The 16,154-nt window shown below is 64.2% G+C and carries 17 protein-coding genes and 1 pseudogene; 11 read left to right on the top strand and 7 right to left on the bottom strand.

Features of this window, described 5'->3' with window-relative positions:
* Positions 1-269: 269 nt before the first annotated feature.
* On the bottom strand, positions 270-536 hold the full coding sequence (gene rpsT, locus IVA92_RS05690; RefSeq protein WP_027549990.1) for a 30S ribosomal protein S20: 267 nt from the start codon (positions 534-536) through the stop codon (positions 270-272).
* A 402-nt stretch (positions 537-938) separates the two neighbouring features.
* Between rpsT and IVA92_RS05695 the strand changes: the two genes are divergently transcribed.
* The 3 genes from IVA92_RS05695 to IVA92_RS05705 all read left to right on the top strand — a co-directional run bounded on the left by IVA92_RS05695 (position 939) and on the right by IVA92_RS05705 (position 3,104).
* Positions 939-1,256: a hypothetical protein gene (locus tag IVA92_RS05695; RefSeq protein ID WP_247282030.1), complete on the top strand. Its 318-nt coding sequence runs from the start codon at positions 939-941 to the stop codon at positions 1,254-1,256.
* 125 nt (positions 1,257-1,381) lie between these two features.
* On the top strand, positions 1,382-2,038 hold the full coding sequence (gene msrA / locus IVA92_RS05700) for a peptide-methionine (S)-S-oxide reductase MsrA (protein ID WP_247282029.1): 657 nt from the start codon (positions 1,382-1,384) through the stop codon (positions 2,036-2,038).
* Positions 2,039-2,357: 319 nt separating this feature from the next.
* Complete coding sequence (locus IVA92_RS05705; RefSeq protein ID WP_247282028.1) at positions 2,358-3,104, top strand: polysaccharide biosynthesis/export family protein; 747 nt, start codon at positions 2,358-2,360, stop codon at positions 3,102-3,104.
* 163 nt (positions 3,105-3,267) lie between these two features.
* Here IVA92_RS05705 and IVA92_RS05710 read toward each other — a convergent pair whose 3' ends face one another.
* From IVA92_RS05710 to IVA92_RS05725, 4 genes are all read right to left on the bottom strand, one after another.
* On the bottom strand, positions 3,268-3,750 hold the full coding sequence (locus tag IVA92_RS05710; RefSeq protein WP_247282027.1) for a hypothetical protein: 483 nt from the start codon (positions 3,748-3,750) through the stop codon (positions 3,268-3,270).
* 208 nt (positions 3,751-3,958) lie between these two features.
* Complete coding sequence (locus tag IVA92_RS05715) at positions 3,959-4,630, bottom strand: dienelactone hydrolase family protein (protein ID WP_247282026.1); 672 nt, start codon at positions 4,628-4,630, stop codon at positions 3,959-3,961.
* A 158-nt stretch (positions 4,631-4,788) separates the two neighbouring features.
* On the bottom strand, positions 4,789-5,130 hold the full coding sequence (locus IVA92_RS05720; protein ID WP_247282025.1) for a hypothetical protein: 342 nt from the start codon (positions 5,128-5,130) through the stop codon (positions 4,789-4,791).
* A gap of 25 nt (positions 5,131-5,155) precedes the next feature.
* Entirely contained in the window at positions 5,156-5,920 is a 765-nt protein-coding gene (locus tag IVA92_RS05725; RefSeq protein WP_247282024.1) for an alpha/beta fold hydrolase, read from the bottom strand.
* A 625-nt stretch (positions 5,921-6,545) separates the two neighbouring features.
* On the opposite strand from IVA92_RS05725, the gene IVA92_RS05730 reads away from it, so the two are divergent.
* The 3 genes from IVA92_RS05730 (at position 6,546) to IVA92_RS05740 (ending at position 10,743) form a co-directional block, all read left to right on the top strand.
* Complete coding sequence (locus IVA92_RS05730; protein WP_247282023.1) at positions 6,546-7,034, top strand: (2Fe-2S)-binding protein; 489 nt, start codon at positions 6,546-6,548, stop codon at positions 7,032-7,034.
* Positions 7,031-9,313 carry a molybdopterin cofactor-binding domain-containing protein gene (locus IVA92_RS05735; RefSeq protein ID WP_247282022.1) on the top strand — a complete coding sequence of 761 codons (2,283 nt, stop codon included), beginning with the start codon at positions 7,031-7,033 and terminating at the stop codon, positions 9,311-9,313. The genes IVA92_RS05730 and IVA92_RS05735 overlap by 4 nt, the downstream gene beginning before the upstream one ends.
* A 335-nt stretch (positions 9,314-9,648) precedes the next feature.
* A complete protein-coding gene (locus IVA92_RS05740) occupies positions 9,649-10,743 on the top strand; it encodes an HD domain-containing phosphohydrolase (protein WP_247282021.1) in 1,095 nt (364 codons plus the stop codon).
* Between the two features lie 63 nt (positions 10,744-10,806).
* Here IVA92_RS05740 and IVA92_RS05745 read toward each other — a convergent pair whose 3' ends face one another.
* Positions 10,807-12,387 carry an ATP-dependent acyl-CoA ligase gene (locus IVA92_RS05745; RefSeq protein ID WP_247282020.1) on the bottom strand — a complete coding sequence of 527 codons (1,581 nt, stop codon included), beginning with the start codon at positions 12,385-12,387 and terminating at the stop codon, positions 10,807-10,809.
* A 137-nt stretch (positions 12,388-12,524) separates the two neighbouring features.
* On the bottom strand, positions 12,525-12,935 hold the full coding sequence (locus tag IVA92_RS05750; protein WP_247282019.1) for a VOC family protein: 411 nt from the start codon (positions 12,933-12,935) through the stop codon (positions 12,525-12,527).
* 124 nt (positions 12,936-13,059) lie between these two features.
* On the opposite strand from IVA92_RS05750, the gene IVA92_RS05755 reads away from it, so the two are divergent.
* The 5 genes and pseudogenes from IVA92_RS05755 to IVA92_RS05775 all read left to right on the top strand — a co-directional run bounded on the left by IVA92_RS05755 (position 13,060) and on the right by IVA92_RS05775 (position 16,129).
* Positions 13,060-14,034: a tripartite tricarboxylate transporter substrate binding protein gene (locus IVA92_RS05755; protein WP_247282018.1), complete on the top strand. Its 975-nt coding sequence runs from the start codon at positions 13,060-13,062 to the stop codon at positions 14,032-14,034.
* A gap of 146 nt (positions 14,035-14,180) precedes the next feature.
* Complete coding sequence (locus IVA92_RS05760; protein ID WP_247282017.1) at positions 14,181-14,483, top strand: DUF3551 domain-containing protein; 303 nt, start codon at positions 14,181-14,183, stop codon at positions 14,481-14,483.
* An 84-nt stretch (positions 14,484-14,567) separates the two neighbouring features.
* Entirely contained in the window at positions 14,568-15,026 is a 459-nt protein-coding gene (locus tag IVA92_RS05765; RefSeq protein ID WP_247282016.1) for a metalloregulator ArsR/SmtB family transcription factor, read from the top strand.
* A gap of 11 nt (positions 15,027-15,037) precedes the next feature.
* A pseudogene (locus tag IVA92_RS05770) lies at positions 15,038-15,304 on the top strand (SRPBCC domain-containing protein); the annotation flags it as partial.
* Positions 15,305-15,391: 87 nt separating this feature from the next.
* Positions 15,392-16,129 (top strand): DUF899 domain-containing protein, encoded by a 738-nt coding sequence (locus IVA92_RS05775; protein ID WP_247282058.1) that lies wholly within the window; start codon positions 15,392-15,394, stop codon positions 16,127-16,129.
* Positions 16,130-16,154 lie beyond the last annotated feature (25 nt).

Here is a 16,154-nt window from a genome sequence, read left to right on the forward strand (position 1 = left end):
GTGAATCTACGGTGTGTAGAACTTTCGTCACTCGCGGATTCAATTCAAGCCGGCAGCGCAGGGGTTTTTGCAACGCGGTGAAAGTTTCCGCTGTTGCAGAACATCTGCAGGTAGAATTACGGTACGAAGAATAGTGCAGACGATCCAGATCTTCCAATGCGAAGATCGAGCAATGGCGTCACTGCTTGCGTGAATCAACAAAAAAGCCCGGCGCGATGCCGGGCTTTGTTTGACGTGCTGATCGGGTCGGGCCGATCAGATCACGCCGATTACTTCGCGAGCTTGGCGATCTGCGCGGTGAGGCGCGAGACTTTGCGGCTGGCGTTGTTCTTGTGAATGATGTTGCGCTGCGCGGCACGCATCAACGCCGGCTCGGCATTCGCCAGCGCCTTCACGGCAGCGGCGCGATCGCCGGTCTTGATGGCTTCCTCGACGGTGCGCACGGCACCGCGCATCTGAGTGCGGCGCGACTTGTTGACGGCGGTGCGGCGGGCGATCTTGCGCGTCGCTTTCTTGGCGGAAGTGGTATTGGCCATGGTCTCAATGTCCTTTGCGGTACCGGTCGCGTCTTGGTCGGGTAGCGCCGGCTGCTTGACCGCTTAATCGACGCTCGGATTTAGGGTGTTCGGTTGCTGGGCCGTTCCCGGAACATGAGCGACGGCCTTGCGGTCGTCTCTGAGGCTCCAAAGAGTCTTAAGCTCAAGGTGCCTGCAATTGCTCAAAGAACAGCGGCGGCAGGATTGCGCCCACCGCCAGTTGGCGTCCTTATAGAGAGGGTCTTCGGCACCGTCAACGCTTTCGGGAGTTGGAAAAGCGGCCGCGAACGGGCTGGAGGCGGGCCCTAACGCTCTGAAGAGGTTGAATTTCTGCCGTCGCCCGGCTATTGGCTGGCGACGTTCCGCAAGGCCGTCCGGTCGGACGACCATCGTAGGTGAGGCATGATCCGCGGCTTTTTCCGACTTATTGGGCTGTTGCTGCTCGCCGGCGGGTTCATCTTCATGGTCTATGACGGCGCCCGCTGGGTGGCCGACCAGACCCTCAAGTTCACCCGGTTCGACCAGTTCTGGAACGATATCAATCAGGCCAGCCAGACCGCGTTCCGGACCTGGGTCGAGGCCAAGGCGCCTTGGCTCTGGACCTCGGTGATCCGCCTGGTGCTGGATCAGCCGGTGTTCGCCGTTCTCGGCGTTCTCGGCATCCTGCTGATGATCCTGTTCCGCCCCCGGAAACCGCTGATCGGCTATTCTCGGGATTGAGCGCGCGCGGGCCACGTAACAGAGCTACCTCTCGCTGCGTAGATGCTTATATTCCCCACTGATCGCGAGCTCGCCGCCTGAGCGCTTGTCTCATGGACCGGACGGCTCGTTGCGGAGACCCAATCATGCTGTTCATGCGCAAGACCACCGCATTGCCGAGCGCAACTGAGGCGCTGCCGGGCCGTGCGCAAGCCATCCCGACTGCGACCACCCATTTCGTCAACGGTGCGAAGCTGCAGCCGCCTTATCCCCCCGGTCTCGAGCAGGCGGTATTCGGCCTCGGCTGCTTCTGGGGCGCCGAGCGCAAGTTCTGGGAGCTCGGCGATGGCGTCCATGTGACTGCCGTCGGCTATGCCGGCGGCCACACGCCGAACCCAACTTATGAAGAGGTCTGTTCGGGCCGCACCGCCCATACCGAAGTGGTGCTGGTCGTGTTCGATCCCAACAAGATCTCCTACGACAGGCTCTTGAAGACATTCTGGGAGAGCCACAACCCGACGCAGGGCATGCGCCAAGGCAACGATGTCGGCACGCAGTACCGCAGCGCGATCTACACCTTCAGCGACGCGCAGAAGAAGGCCGCCGCGGAATCGAGAGCGCTCTATCAGAAGGCGCTTACCGCAAAGGGTCTCGGCGACATCACCACCGAGATCGCGCCCGCCGGCGCATTCTATTTCGCCGAGGACTACCATCAGCAATATCTGGCGAAGAATCCCGCCGGCTATTGCGGCTTAGGGGGCACCGGCGTGTCCTGCCCGATTGGAGTCGGTGTGAGCGCGTAATTGAAAGTGGTCGAAGCGTGCTGCGCTTACCCGCCCTCTGGAGGGTAGAGCATCGCATATGACTTCTCGCAACGCCGGAGCGCAGGCCTCGTCCTTCGAGACGACCGCTTCGCGGTCTCCTCAGGATGAGGCTAAGCAGCACGGCCCGTTGACACTGCTGCCACGCATTCCGTCCTTATCCTGAGGCGCCCGCCTAAAGCGGGCGTCTCGAAGGATGGCCACAGGAACCCGCTCTCAACCTCCAGGCGAGGGTACGAAACGCTTTATTAACCATAACCGGTGCAAGACTGGAGCTGTCTCGTTTCGAGGGATGGGTCCGGTGCCGGTTGCACGCGCGTTTCGATGGTCGAGTTTGGCAGCGTCCCTGGCAGCGTCCGCGGCGCTTGCCCTTGGCGGCTGCATGCAGACCGCCGGCCCGGTCGCGGTGATGCAGCCGCGCCCCGATCTCGACTCCATGGCCTACGGCCAGCCCTATGGCGCGCCGCAGCCCGTTGTCGTCGCCGACGGTGGCGGCGCCATCGGCGCGCTGCGCAATTCCTTCGCCTCGTCGCCCGCGCCCATGCCGGTCGGCTATGCCGTGCCCATGGCGGCGCCGGTGCGCTATGACTCTTCCTACCATCTCGATGCTGGCGACAAGCTGCGCGTCGTGGTCTACGGCCAGGAAGGTCTCACCAACAGCTATGCGATCGATGCCGGCGGCTCCATCACCATGCCGCTGATCGGCGCGGTGCCGGCGCGCGGACGCACCACGGCGGGCCTTGCCGGCGAAATCGCCGCACGCCTGCGCAACGGCTATATCCGCGAGCCCTCGGTCGCCGTGGAGATCGAGGCCTATCGCCCGTTCTTCATTCTCGGCGAGGTCCTCGCGCCCGGCCAATATCCTTACGTGCCGAATATGACGGTCGAAAGCGCGGTCGCCATCGCCGGCGGCTTCTCGCCCCGCGCCAAGCGCGATGTGGTCACGGTCACGCACACCGAAGCTGGCGGCGCTATGCGCGCCGTCGTCCCGCTCGGCACGCCCTTGGCGCCGGGTGACACCGTGTTCGTCGGCGAGCGCTGGTTTTAGGTTTCAGCCGACTATCTCCGTCATCATTCCGGGGCGCACGTGAGCGCGAGTCCGGAATCCATTCCTCCACCAACTCTGTGGCAAGATGGATCTTTCCGGGTCTGCGCCTGTCGGCGCGTCCCAGAATTGACGAAGGTGAGAGTGGGGGCGCTACGTCCGCATTTCACCTTCGGAAATCCAGCCGCCCGTTCGGAAAACACCCGTCGATCCGCGTATCGTCGACCACGCGCCCGACCCATGGCCGTGTGATCGCCGGCGTGGTCAGGTTGATGTACTTGCCGACCAGGCGATCCGCGCCCTCCCGCGCCGCATCGATCAGCCCGTGCCGGCGGCCGTTGTCCCAGTCGAAGCGCAGGTAGATGCGGCCTCCCGTGATGCGGATTTCCGCGCGCCCTTCTTTCCATCTGTCCGATGTATCGCCGGCAATGGTCGGATCGGCGCCGCCATTCCAGCGGCTCTGCCAGCAGCCCTCGAGCGGATCGGAGGGCGAAGCGGCTATTGCCCACGCCGCCGCGTTGGCGTCCGCGGCATCGCCGGACAGCGTGGCCGTCGCGGCATAGTTCCTCACTTCGGAATCATCGGGCTCTGGCACGTCCATGGTTCCGAACGGATTGCGACGGATGAGGTGCGTGATGGCTTGCTGCATGGCGAAGCTCCGGAGCGAGTTGGCTTGATCGGCCAGCTCTATCGCCGCGCGGCCTGATGCAGCCACCCGATTTCCGCTCTCTCCGTCATGTCCGCGGCGCAACGACGTCGCGAGCGCAAAATCCATTCTTCCACTAACCCTGACGCACAATGGATACCGGGCTCGCGCTCCGCGCGCCCCGGGATGACGGAGAGAGAAATGCTGTGCTCTACTTCAAATGCTTTGCGAAAAAATCCATGCTGCGCGGCCAGGCGATGTCGGCGCTGGCCTTGTCGTAGCTTGCCCGCTCGTCGCAATGGAAGCCATGCTGCGCGCCCGGATAGACGAAGACTTCGACATCGGGCCGCTTCGCCTTGATGGCGTCGACGTCGGTCAAGGAAATGCCGGCATCCTTCTCGCCGAAATGCAGCTGCGTCGGCACCTTCGGCGTCTCGTCCGCGAAGCGCACCACCGCGCCGCCGTAATAGCCGATCGCGGCCTTGAGGCCCGACAGCCGCGTCGCCGCGAGGAAGGCGATGCTGCCGCCAAGGCAAAAGCCGATGATGCCGACCGGGCCAGCACCCCGCGCCGCATCGATCGCCGCCTGGGTGTCGCGCAGCATCGCGGCCCAGTCCGGATTGGCGACGAATTTGCGCGCCTCCGCGATCTCGTCGGGCGAGTAGCCCGATTGGAAATTCGGCGCGGTCCGATCGAAGATCGACGGCGCGATCGCGACATAACCCTCCTTGGCGAGCCGATCGCAGACCGAGCGGATGTGGTGATTGACCCCAAAGATCTCCTGGATCACCACCACCGCGCCCTTCGCGGTGCCTGCGGGATCGGCGCGATAGGCGCCCAGCTGGAAATTGTCCGAAGCCGTCAGCTTGATATCTTGTCCCACGCAGGTTGTCCTTCTTGGTTGGTCTTCGATCCGAAAGCTATTTCCCCTCATCTGAGGAGCGCGTCAGCGCGTCTCGAAGGATGCCAGGCCGAGATGTCGCCGCGGGGCCTTTAGTTCGAGACACGGCTTCGCCGCTCCTCACCACGGGGAGGTCCACCTCACTCCCACATCCAGTTCTCGCCGTAATCCTCCTTCCATCCTGCCAGCCGGCCGTGACGGAATTGCAGGAACAGGCGGTGGCGGTTGGGGATCAAGCGGCTGCCGCCGATGTTGCGCAAAGCAAGATAGATTTCGTCGCCAGGACGCCCGCGCACATATTGCAGCGGCTGGCCGAGGGCACGGGCGGTCTGTTCGGCATCCATGCCGAAGGCGAGCGGCGTGTTGTTCGACAAGGTTGCGAGGAACGGTCGGCGCGGCGGCACGGTGCCGAACGGCTCGGCCTGCGCCGCCGACGCCAGCAGCGACACGACTGCGCCCACCGCGAAGATCCCTCGCATCATGGTCTTGCGTCCTCGATTGACCGGCCTATCCCGGCAAGTTCTTCAGGAAAGGCGCGACCGCGTCAACAAAAGCCTCGGGCTGATCGATGTTGACGGCGTGTCCGGCGGCGGGGATCACGACCTTTTGTGCGCCGGGGATCTTTGCCGCCATGTAGTCGGACGCCGCCAGGAACGGCGTGTCGTCGGCGCCGACCACGATCAGCAACGGCACCGTGATGTCGGGCAATAGCTCGATCACGCGCGCGTCGCGCTGGGTCAGCATGCCGCGTGCGGCGAGCGCCAGCCCGTTGGCGTTGCGATGGCTGGCGGTGGCGCGCTCGCGCGTCGCCGATTTGAGGACGTCAAGGCCTTCGCGGTCGAGCCTGTCGGCGGTGGCAAGCGCGCGCGCGTTCCAGGCCTCGCGCGCATCGTCTTTCTTGAAGCCCGGGCCAGTGTCGATGATCAGCAGCGCGCGGGCGCGCTGTGGGTAGGCGCGATAGAACGCAAGCGACATGTAGCCGCCGAGCGAGAGACCCCCGATGATGGCGCGCTCAGTGCCGACAGCATCGAGGATCGCCGCCATGTCGCCGACCGTGAGTGCTTCACTGTAGGCGTCGGGATCATCGGGGTAATCGGACTGGCCGTGGCCGCGCATGTCCCACAGCACGAGCTTGTGGTTTTTCGCGAGCGCATCGATTTGCCCATGCCACATCGCCGATGTCGATGAATAGCCGTGAGTGAGCAGCAACGGCGGCCCCTCACCATGAACCTCGTAGTAGATTCCGACGCCGTCTCGATCGATCCTTGGCATTGCTCCCGCCCTGTTGTTTCTGGTTTCGTCGCCGCGATAACGGTGCACCCTCTCCCCTTGTGGGAGAGGGTGGCTTCGCGCAGCGAAGCCGGGTGAGGGGTTCTCCCCTCACAAACAGTCTCGCGAGCCGAGAGATACCCCTCATCCGGCGCTTCGCGCTGAGCAACCGGCGACATGGGTAACAGTTCAAACCGACGACATGGGTAACACAATTCTCGTTTCGTTCAGGCCTGCTGTTGTTGGGGCTGTGGACCCTGGGGGCAACGCGCAGCGTTGTCCCCAAGGTCCACAGCGCTTTGGCGTTCTTAATTGATCCGCCCGATAAGCAATGGTGCCGAGCGTGACCGGGCCGTAGGTGACCGTTTGGCCATCCTCGGACGCCACCAAGCCTACGGGCTCGCATGTCGGATGCGCTTGCTGTTGTGTCCAGTGGCTGCACCGCGTCCTTGGCGCGGCGCACAACGAGCAAGTGCAGAGCTGGTTTTTTCGACCCATTCCAAATTGCATTTGCCTCCGCGCGTTAACGCGATCATGCTCGCCGTCAAGGTCGACGCCAGCCCGGTGGGCGTCCGCCGCACAAGTTGCCGCCGTAAGCGGCTTCATGCACCGGCAGGGGAAGACGCCTATGCCAACACTCACCATCAACGGGCGGAGTCTGTCCGTGGATGCGGCGAACGACACGCCGCTCCTCTGGGCGATCCGCGAGCAATTGCAGATGACCGGCACCAAGTTCGGCTGCGGCGCCGGGCTGTGCGGTGCCTGCACCGTGCACGTCAACGGCGAAGCCGTGCGTTCGTGCCAGACCATGGTCGGAGACGTCGCCGGCAAGAAGATCACCACCATCGAAGGCCTCTCCGCCAAGGGCGATCATCCCTTGCAGAAGGCGTGGATCGCCGAGCAGGTGCCGCAATGCGGCTATTGCCAGTCCGGGCAGATCATGCAGGCAGCCTCGCTGCTGTCGAAGAATCCCAATCCGACCAAGGAAGAGGTCGTCGCTCACATGGATGGCAATCTCTGCCGCTGCATGACCTATTCGCGGATCCAGAAGGCGATCATGCGGGCCGCGTCCGAGATGCGCACCGCATCCACGGCCACCGAACGGAGGCCCACATGAATAAGCACGTGAACAACGTCGTCCCAGAGGCGACCGATCTCAGCCGCCGCTCCTTCCTCGTCGGCACCGCCGCGACGGGTCTCGTGCTCGGTTATTCCGGCGTGCCCGGCATCAGCGACGCGCTTGCGGCGCCTTCGAACTTCGAGCCGAGCGTCTGGTATGCGATCTCGCCGGACGGTCTCGTCACCGTGACCTGCGGCAAGGCCGATATGGGCCAGCATATCGCCTCCACCATGGCGCAGATCGTCTGCGAGGAACTGGGCGCGAAGTGGAGCGACATGCGCGTGTCGCTTGCCTCCAACGACCCGAAGTTCAATGATCCCGTACTGGGCGCGCAGATCACCGGCGGCAGCTGGTCGACGATGATGAACTTCGACGCCATGAGCCGCGCGGGCGCCGCGGGCCGCATGGCACTAACGGAAGCCGCGGCTGCCGCCATGGGTGTGCCGGCCTCGGAGCTCGTGGTGCGCGATTCCATGATCGTGCATCCGAAGTCGAAGAAGCAAATGTCGTTCGCCGATGTGGTGAAGAGCGGCAAAGCGACCAAAACCTTCACGCCGGATGAGCTGAAGGCGATCAAGCTGAAGACGCCGGATCAATACACCATGATCGGCGTGTCGGTGCCGCAGCTCGACATCCCCTCAAAGACCAATGGCACGGCAAAGTACGGGATCGATGTGATGTTGCCGGGCATGGTCTATGGCGCGGTGGTCACGCCTCCGGTGCGCTTCGGCGCCACGGTGACATCGGTCGACGACAGCGGCGCCAAGAAGGTGCCGGGCTTCATCAAGGCCGTCACGCTCGACGACAAGACCGGAACGACGTCGGGCTGGGTCGTCGCGGTGGCCGGCACCTACGCCAACGCCAAGAAGGCGGCGCAAGCGCTGAAGATCGCCTATGACAATGGTCCGAACGCCAAGCTGTCGAGCCAGTCGCTGCTCGATGAAGCCAAGCGGCTTCAGATGTTAGAGGATTCCGGCCAGTTCTTCGTCAAGGACGGCGATCCCAATGCAGCCCTCGGTTCGGCGGCCAAGGTGGTGGAGGCCGAATACACCACCAGCATCAACATCCACGCGCCGCTGGAGCCGATGAACGCCACAGCGGAGTTCAAGGGCGACATCCTGCACATCTATTCCGGCAACCAGTTCGCGACGCGCTCCGGCGCGATCGCTGCAGGTGCAGCCGGGATCGATCCGAAATTCGTGGTCATGCACCAGATGTGGCTGGGCGGCGGCTTCGGCCGGCGTCTCGATGCCGACATGATGATTCCGGCGGTGCAGGCGGCAAAGGCGGTCGGCAAGCCGGTGAAGGTGATCTATTCGCGCGAGAACGACATGACGATGGATTTCTCGCGCCCGCTTACCTATCAAAAGGTCAAGGCCGGCGTGGACGGCGATGGCAAGCTCATTGCGATCAGCCACGACGTGGTCTCGGCCTGGCCGACCGCGCGCTGGGGAATCCCCGACTTCCTGACGCCGTCGGTCGACAAGAAGGGCCCGCTCGATTCCTTCACGGTGAATGGGGCCGACTTCTTCTACACCGTGCCCAACCATTATGTGCGCGCGATCAAGAACGAGCTCGCGCACAACGCCACGCCGTCCGGCCAGCTCCGTTCGGTGGCGCCGGGCTGGACCTTCTGGGCGGTCGAAAGCATGATCGACGAGATCGCGGCGGCCACGGGCAAAGACCCCGCGCAGTTCCGCATCTCGCTGCTCGATGGCGCCGGCAAGAACGACGGCGGCGCGCAGCGGCTGCGCAACACGCTGCTCGCCGCGATGGGACTGTCCGGCTATGGCACCAAGCAGCTGCCGAAAGACGAGGGCATGGGTGTGGCCTGTGTATCGTCGCAGGAGCGTGCGACTGCGAGCTGGACGGCCTGCGTCGCCCATGTCGCGGTGGCGCCATCGGGTGAGGTGACGGTGAAGAAGCTCACGGTCGCAACCGACGTCGGCACCCAGGTGCATCCCGACAACATCCGCGCCCAGGTCGAGGGTGCGGCGCTGTGGGGCCTGTCGCTGGCGATGTACGAGAAGGCGACACTCAAGGACGGTGGCATCGAGCAGACCAATTTCGACAGCTATACGCCCTTGCGCATGAGCCAGACGCCCGAGGTCGCCGTCGCCGTGATCGCCAACGGCGAGAAGGCAACTGGCGTCGGCGAGCCCGCGGTGACGGTGGTGGCGCCCGCCATCGGCAATGCCATCTTCAACGCCTCCGGCGCCCGCGTCCGGGCGCTGCCGATCACGGCCGAAGCCGTGAAGGCGAGCATGAAGGCGTAAGGCTGGCCAAGACAGCTTGAGACGATCCGCCGGAGGGCAACCTCCGGCGGATTTGTTTTGGCGCCGCCTCCACACTGTCGCTGTCAAGCCGGGCGATGACAGCGGAGGGTGTGGCTATGGCGCCCAAAATTCCCCTTATTCCTCAATGGCCCGCTACTGTGCATGGGGTTGTTTTTCGACTTTTTTGTTTGGAGCCGCCCCACAGCGGAAATTCCTCAAATTGCCTCCAATTGCGCAGGGTTCCATTGAGGACGCCTCTTAAGGGCCAGAGAACCTGATCCGGCTTAGGCTTAAGGCCAATACGCACGTGCTCTCGGTACCCTTTTGGGGAAGTCATGAACGCCTCAGCCAAACCTGCCGCCAAACGCCGGCTTCTGCTCGCTTCCGACCGGAGCGACGAGAGCAGCGAGCTCGTCAGCATCCTGAAAGCGGTCGGCGAGGTCTCGACGGTGACGACCCAGGACATCCCCGACAGGCCGTCGCGGGATCTCTCCGGCCTCGTCGTCGACATCAATCTGCGCTCGCCCGAGAGCGTGCAGCGGGTGCGCAACAAGCTGCGCGGCGACGCCTATCGGTCGATGCCGCGCCTGTTCGTACTCGCCGATGCCCTCCACCACGGCACCATGCAGGCCTGGGCGCTGGGCGCCACCGACACCATCTCGCGCCCGCTGCAGGCGGACGCCATCCTTCAGCGCATCCGCTCAGCGTTCCCGGACACCGCCCTCTATGACGCGACCGACCGCGGCAAGACGCTCAACCGCGGCGTCGAGGCGGCGCATGCCGTCCTGGCAAAGATGTTCGAGAAGCTTCCGCTCGGCGTGCCCCTGACCTTCGACGACGTCATTGCCGCCGAGAGCAAGATTCTGAAAGCGATCAAGCACTCCTCGTTGCGCGAATGGCTCACCACGGTCGGCTGTCACCATGTCGGCAGCTATCGGCATTGCCTGTTCGTCACCGGCTTTGCCGTCGCCTTCGCGCAGCATCTCGGCATGCGCGAGGACGACCAGCGCCGCCTGACTCGCGCCGCGCTGCTGCACGACGTCGGTAAGGCCTTCGTTCCCTCCGCACTGCTCGACAAGCCCGGCAAGCTCACCGACGAGGAGATGACCGAGGTGCGCCAGCATCCCCGCCGTGGCTATGACGCGCTCGCCGCGCAAGGCGGCTTCCCGCCGGAGATGCTCGACGTGGTGCTGCATCATCATGAATTCCTCGATGGCTCCGGCTATCCCAACGGCCTGTCGTCGAACCAGATCAGCGACATCGTGCGGCTGACGACAATCGTCGACATCTACGCCGCTCTCGTGGAGAAGCGCGCCTACCGCATGCCATTCACCCACTCGCGTGCGTTCACGATGATGGAAGGCATGGGCGGCAAGCTCGACCAGCAGCTGTTGCAGGCGTTCCGCCCGGTGGCGCTGGGATCGTTCTAAGCGAGACGCTGCAATTCCAGAGGCGCGCGGCCTGCTTACCCTCCCCTCCAGGGGAGGGTGAAGTCACTCCACCATCTTGCGCAGCTCCGCCTTCGCCACCTTCTCCAGCGTCGAGCGCGGCATGTCGTCCACGAACCTGATCTCGCGTGGCACCTTGAAGTCGGCGAGGCCGGCGCGGCAGGCCGCCATCACGCGATCATGCAGATCGCGTACCGCACCGGCGACGCCGCCCTGCGGAATGATGAAGACGACCGGCACCTCGTCCAGCATCGGATGCGTCTTCGCCACCACCGCCGCCTCGCGCACGCCGGGAACGAGCGCGATCACCTGCTCGATCTCGGAGGCCGCGACGTTCTCGCCGCCGACCTTCAGCATGTCCTTGGCGCGGTCGCCGAACTTGATGTAGCCGTTCGCCAGCCGTTCGACACGGTCGCCGGTAAGGAAGAAGCCGTGCTCGTCAAAACTCTCGCGCGTCGCCTTCTCGTTGTGCAGATATTCGGCGAACAGCGATAGACCGGGGATGCCCTTGATCGAGAGATTGCCGGTGCCGCCGACTTCCGTCGGCCGGCCGTCGTCATCGGTGATGCGGATCTGGTACTCCGGCGCGGCGCGGCCGATCGACATGGGTATGTTGGGCTGGTCGACCTCGCCGACGATGCCGTGGGTGATGGTCTCGGTCATACCCCACCAGCCGATGATCTTGACGCCGAACGCGGCGAACGCCGGCGGCTCGTTGATCGCGCTGCCCCACAGGCGGAATTTGTGATCGTGCGGGATCTCCTGCTCGAGCAGCGCTTTCATGCAGAACGGAATCGTCGAGGTCCAGGTCGCGCCGTGCTCGCGCGCGACGTGCCAGAACCGGCTGGCGGAGAAGCGCGGTTGGATCACGCAAGTGGCGCCGACCCACAGCGTCGCCAGCATGGAATAGGCCAGCGCGTTGGTGTGGAACAGCGGCAGGTAGGTCTGGTGCACGTCGCCGGCATGAAGGTCTTCATGCGCGGCGTTGATCTTGGCGCCCCACAGTGTGTTGGCGTGGGTCCACAGCACCGCCTTGGGGCGCGACGTCGTGCCCGATGTGTACTGCACGCTGCACGGCGCGAGCGGATCGGGGGCGCGCCTGGGACGGTCGGCACTGTCGGCGAACAGGGATTCAAAACTGTCGCCGCGTGCGACCGCTTGCGCAGGCGCTGTGCCCGCATCGTGTGAGGTCACCGCCATCCAGCGGATGTTGCGGCAATTCTGCGCGACGACTTCCGCATAGGACGGCTGAGTGATCGCGGCGGCCGCGCCGCAATGATCGGCGAAGTACGCGATCTCGGCTGGCGCCGAGCGGGTGTTGGTGGTCACCGCGATTGCGCCCAATTCGACGCAGGCGAACCAGGCCAGCATCGCCTCGATGCAATTGTCGAGATGGATGAGCACATATTCGCCGGGCTTGACGCCGCGCTTGGCGAGGCCCGCCGCGAGCGCGCCGACCCGCTCGTGAAACTCGCCATAGCTCCAGCGCCGCGCCGGCGCATCGAACGGCGCCCAGATCAGGAACGGATGTGAGTGGCGCACCTCGGCGCGCAGCTTCAGCAGCCAGGGCACGTCGAGCCCGTCGAAAGGGCCTATGATCCCGGCGGCGGTCTGTGGATTGGTCATGTGTCCTCCCGTGCAGCCCTGCATCTTGATGGCGGCTGTCTTTGGATGATTGCGTCTTCCTGCCATTGGACAGCGCGGGGAGCAACTCGGCGGGGCGGCATGGAACAGCCAGCGCTCGCTCTCTCGACGAGCGCGCCCTATTCCGCGTAAGACGAGATCTCGATCAAGCTGCCGTCGGGATCCCGGCAATAGACCGAGCGCAGCGTGCCGCGGGCACCTTGCCTCGGGCCCGGCCCTTCCTCGATCGCAACGCCGTGCGCCTGCAAATGCGCCATCACCTCTTCGGGCGTGGAGGAGGTGAGGAAGCACAGATCCTCGCTGCCGGCGGTCGGGTGGTCCGCGGTGAACCACTCCACCTTATCGCCATCGCGCGGCCGCACGTTGATCTTCTGGTCACCAAATACGAGCGAAGTCCGCGGCGCTTTGCCGCCGCCGGGGTCGAACACCTTGACTTCCATGCCGAGATTCCTGCGGTACCACTCCGCAGTCACTGCGACATCGGCGACATTGATCACGAGATGATCCAGGGCATGAACCTTGACCGGCATGTCTTATCCTTTCGTCGTGATGCGCCCCGTGCACTTTCCGCCTGCGGCAAGCTTTGTTACAACCGCGCCGACGCCACTTTCAAGATATCCGTCTTTCAAGAACAACACTGGGAGAACCCTTGAGATGATCACTCGCCGTACCGCGCTGGGCCTGCTCGCCGCCAGTCCGCTTGCAGCCGCCCCGCTGTCCAAGGCCCTTGCCGCCGATTATCCGGCCCGTCCGGTGAAATGGGTGGTCGGCTATCCGCCGGGCGGGGCCACCGACATCCTGGCGCGGCTGATCGGCCAGCGGCTGTCGGAAAGGCTAGGCCAGCAATTCGTGATCGAGAACAAGCCGGGCGCCGGCAACAATATCGCCACCGAATCGGTCGTCAACGCCGAGCCCGACGGCTACACGCTGCAGCTGGTCAACCCGGCCAACTACATCAACGCCTCGCTCTATACCAACCTGAAGTTCAACTTCGTGCGCGACATTGCCCCGGTCGCCTCGTTCCAGCGTGTGCCGAATGTGATGACGGTCAACAAGGACGTGCCGGCCAAGACCGTCGCCGAGTTCATCGAATATGTGAAGGCCAATCCCGGCAAGGTGAACATGGCCTCGTCCGGCAACGGCACCTCGGTGCATCTGTCCGGCGAGATGTTCATGGCCATGACCGGCTGCAAGATGCAGCACGTGCCGTATCGCGGCGCGGCGCCCGCGATCACCGACATGCTCGGCGGCCAGGTGCAGGTGATCTTCGACAACATGCCCTCGATCATCCAGCACATCCGTTCCGGCAGCTTGCGTGCAATCGGCGTCACCACCACGGAACGCTCTGCGCAATTGCCCGACGTGCCCGCGATCGCCGAGACCGTCAAGGGTTATGAGGCCAGCGCGTTGTTCGGTATGGGCGCACCCAAGAACACGCCCAAGGAGATCATCGCCAAGCTCAACAATGAGGTCAACGCGCTGATGAAGGAGCCCGACATGACCAAGCGTCTGGTCGAGCTCGGCGGCGAGCCGCGGGTGCAGACGCCCGAGGCGTTCGGTGAGGAGATCAAGGCCGAAACCGAGAAATGGAAGAAGGTCGTCGAGTTCGCCGGCCTGAAGGTCGAGTAGATATCTTGTGATCAACGCGCTTGAAGCCCTGCCGTCCGGCAGGGCTTTTTTCTTACGCGCGCTACACTCGATCTGGAATAAATTGGCGCGACCAAACCTGATGAGGATGGTGGCGTATCTCACGCCAGCAGGAGAGGAGTTGGATCATGCGCAATATCCGATTGGCGCTGCTGACGCTCGGCGTGACGGTCCTTGCCGGTTTCGCCGCCATTCCTCCAGCCGCCGCGCGCGACTATCCCTGGTGTGCCCAGGGCGGCGAGTATGACTATCCCGGTGAATGCGCCTACAGCACCTATGAACAATGTCAGGCCAGCGTCTCCGGCCGGCTGCTGTTCTGCGATCGCAATCCCCGTTTCGGCTACGGCCAGCTGCAGCCGCTGCAACCGCAGCCGCGGGTGCACCGCAGGCGGGCCGTCGCGCCGTACGAGCCGCGCCCCACGTCCCACTGACCGCTGCCTGATCACGCGCTCGTGCAGAACCGCGTGCGGGCTTTCTCGCTTGACGCGTCACCGTTCGCGGCTATACTAAACCTAATGGTTAAGTATCAGGACGAGACGCTGGACCGGACCTTTGCGGCGCTATCCGACCCGACGCGGCGTGCCCTGCTGGCGCGGCTCGGCGAGCAGGACGCCCTGTCGGTGAGCGAGCTGGCCGCACCGTTCCCGATCTCGCTGCCGGCGATCATGAAGCATCTCGACGTGCTCACGGATGCGGGTCTGATCGTGCGGGAGAAGACCGGGCGAACGGTCGCCTGCCGGCTCACCGCGCAGCCGATGGAGCAGGCGATGAACTGGCTCAATCGCTACGCCCAATTCTGGTCCGACAATCTCGATCGCCTCGCCGCCTTTGTGGAGGAAGAGACATGGCCAACGCAGCCGCCGCCGAATGCTCAACCGAACGCCCAAAGGAAAGTCCAAGCCTCACGCTCACGCGCCGGCTCCGCGCGCGGCCGGAAAAGGTCTACGCGGCCTGGACGCAAGCCGAGCAGCTAGCGCAATGGTTCGGGCCGCCGAACATGAAGCCGGCGACGCTTCGGGCCGAGCTCGACGTTCGCACCGGCGGCAGCTTTCGCATCGGCTTCACCCGTGACGACGGCGAATATTTCGAGGCCGGCGGTACCTATCGCGACGTCGTGCCGAACGAGCGGCTGGTCTTCACCTGGGCCTGGCATTCGACGCCGGAACGCGAATCGCTGGTGACGATCACGCTGAAGCCGGACAGCGCCGGCACCTTGATGGTCTTCCATCATGCCCAGTTCTTCGACGAAACCGCCCGCGACAATCATTTGCGCGGCTGGAGCTCGTTCTTCGACAAGCTCGACGCCTTCGTCGGCTCACCCCGATCAGAGGAGGATACCATGCAGCAACATCAGATCGTCTCGCGCGAGCAATGGATCGCCGCCCGCAAGGTTCATCTGGCCCATGAAAAGGAGCTCACTGCCGCCCGCGAGCGTCTGGCCGAGGAGCGCCGTGCATTGCCCTGGGTCAAGGTCGACAAGAACTACGTGTTCGACGGACCGAACGGCAAGCTGACGCTCGGCGATCTCTTCAAGGGCCGGCCGCAGCTCGTGGTGCAGCACGTGATGTTCGCACCCGATTGGGACGCCGCCTGCAAGAGCTGCTCGTTCTGGGCCGACGGTTTCGAGCGCATGGTGCCGCACCTGGCGGCGCGCGACACCAGCATGGTTGCGATCTCGCTCGCGCCTGTTGCCAAGCTCGACGCGTTCAAAAAGCGGATGGGCTGGACCTTCGACTGGGTCTCCTCGGGAAGCAACGACTTCAACTACGATTATGAAGTCTCGTTCACGCGCGAACAGATCGACAAGGGCGTGCCGAAGTACAATTTCGGCACCACGCCGTTCTATGGACCCGAGCTGCCCGGCATCAGCGTGTTCTTTCGCAACGAGGCGGGCGAGATCTTCCACACCTACTCATGCTTCGCCCGCGGCCTCGATATGATGAATGCCGCCTATCAGTACCTCGACCTTACGCCGCTCGGCCGTCACGAGGACGGTTTGCCCTATCCGATGGACTGGGTTCGCCTGCGCGACGAGTACGAACCGCAGGCGGCGAAGGAGGCGTGCTGTCACGGCTGAGAGGCCGCCTCGTTCAGCCATGTCG

This window comes from Bradyrhizobium sp. 154 (assembly GCF_023073875.1).
GTDB lineage: Bacteria > Pseudomonadota > Alphaproteobacteria > Rhizobiales > Xanthobacteraceae > Bradyrhizobium.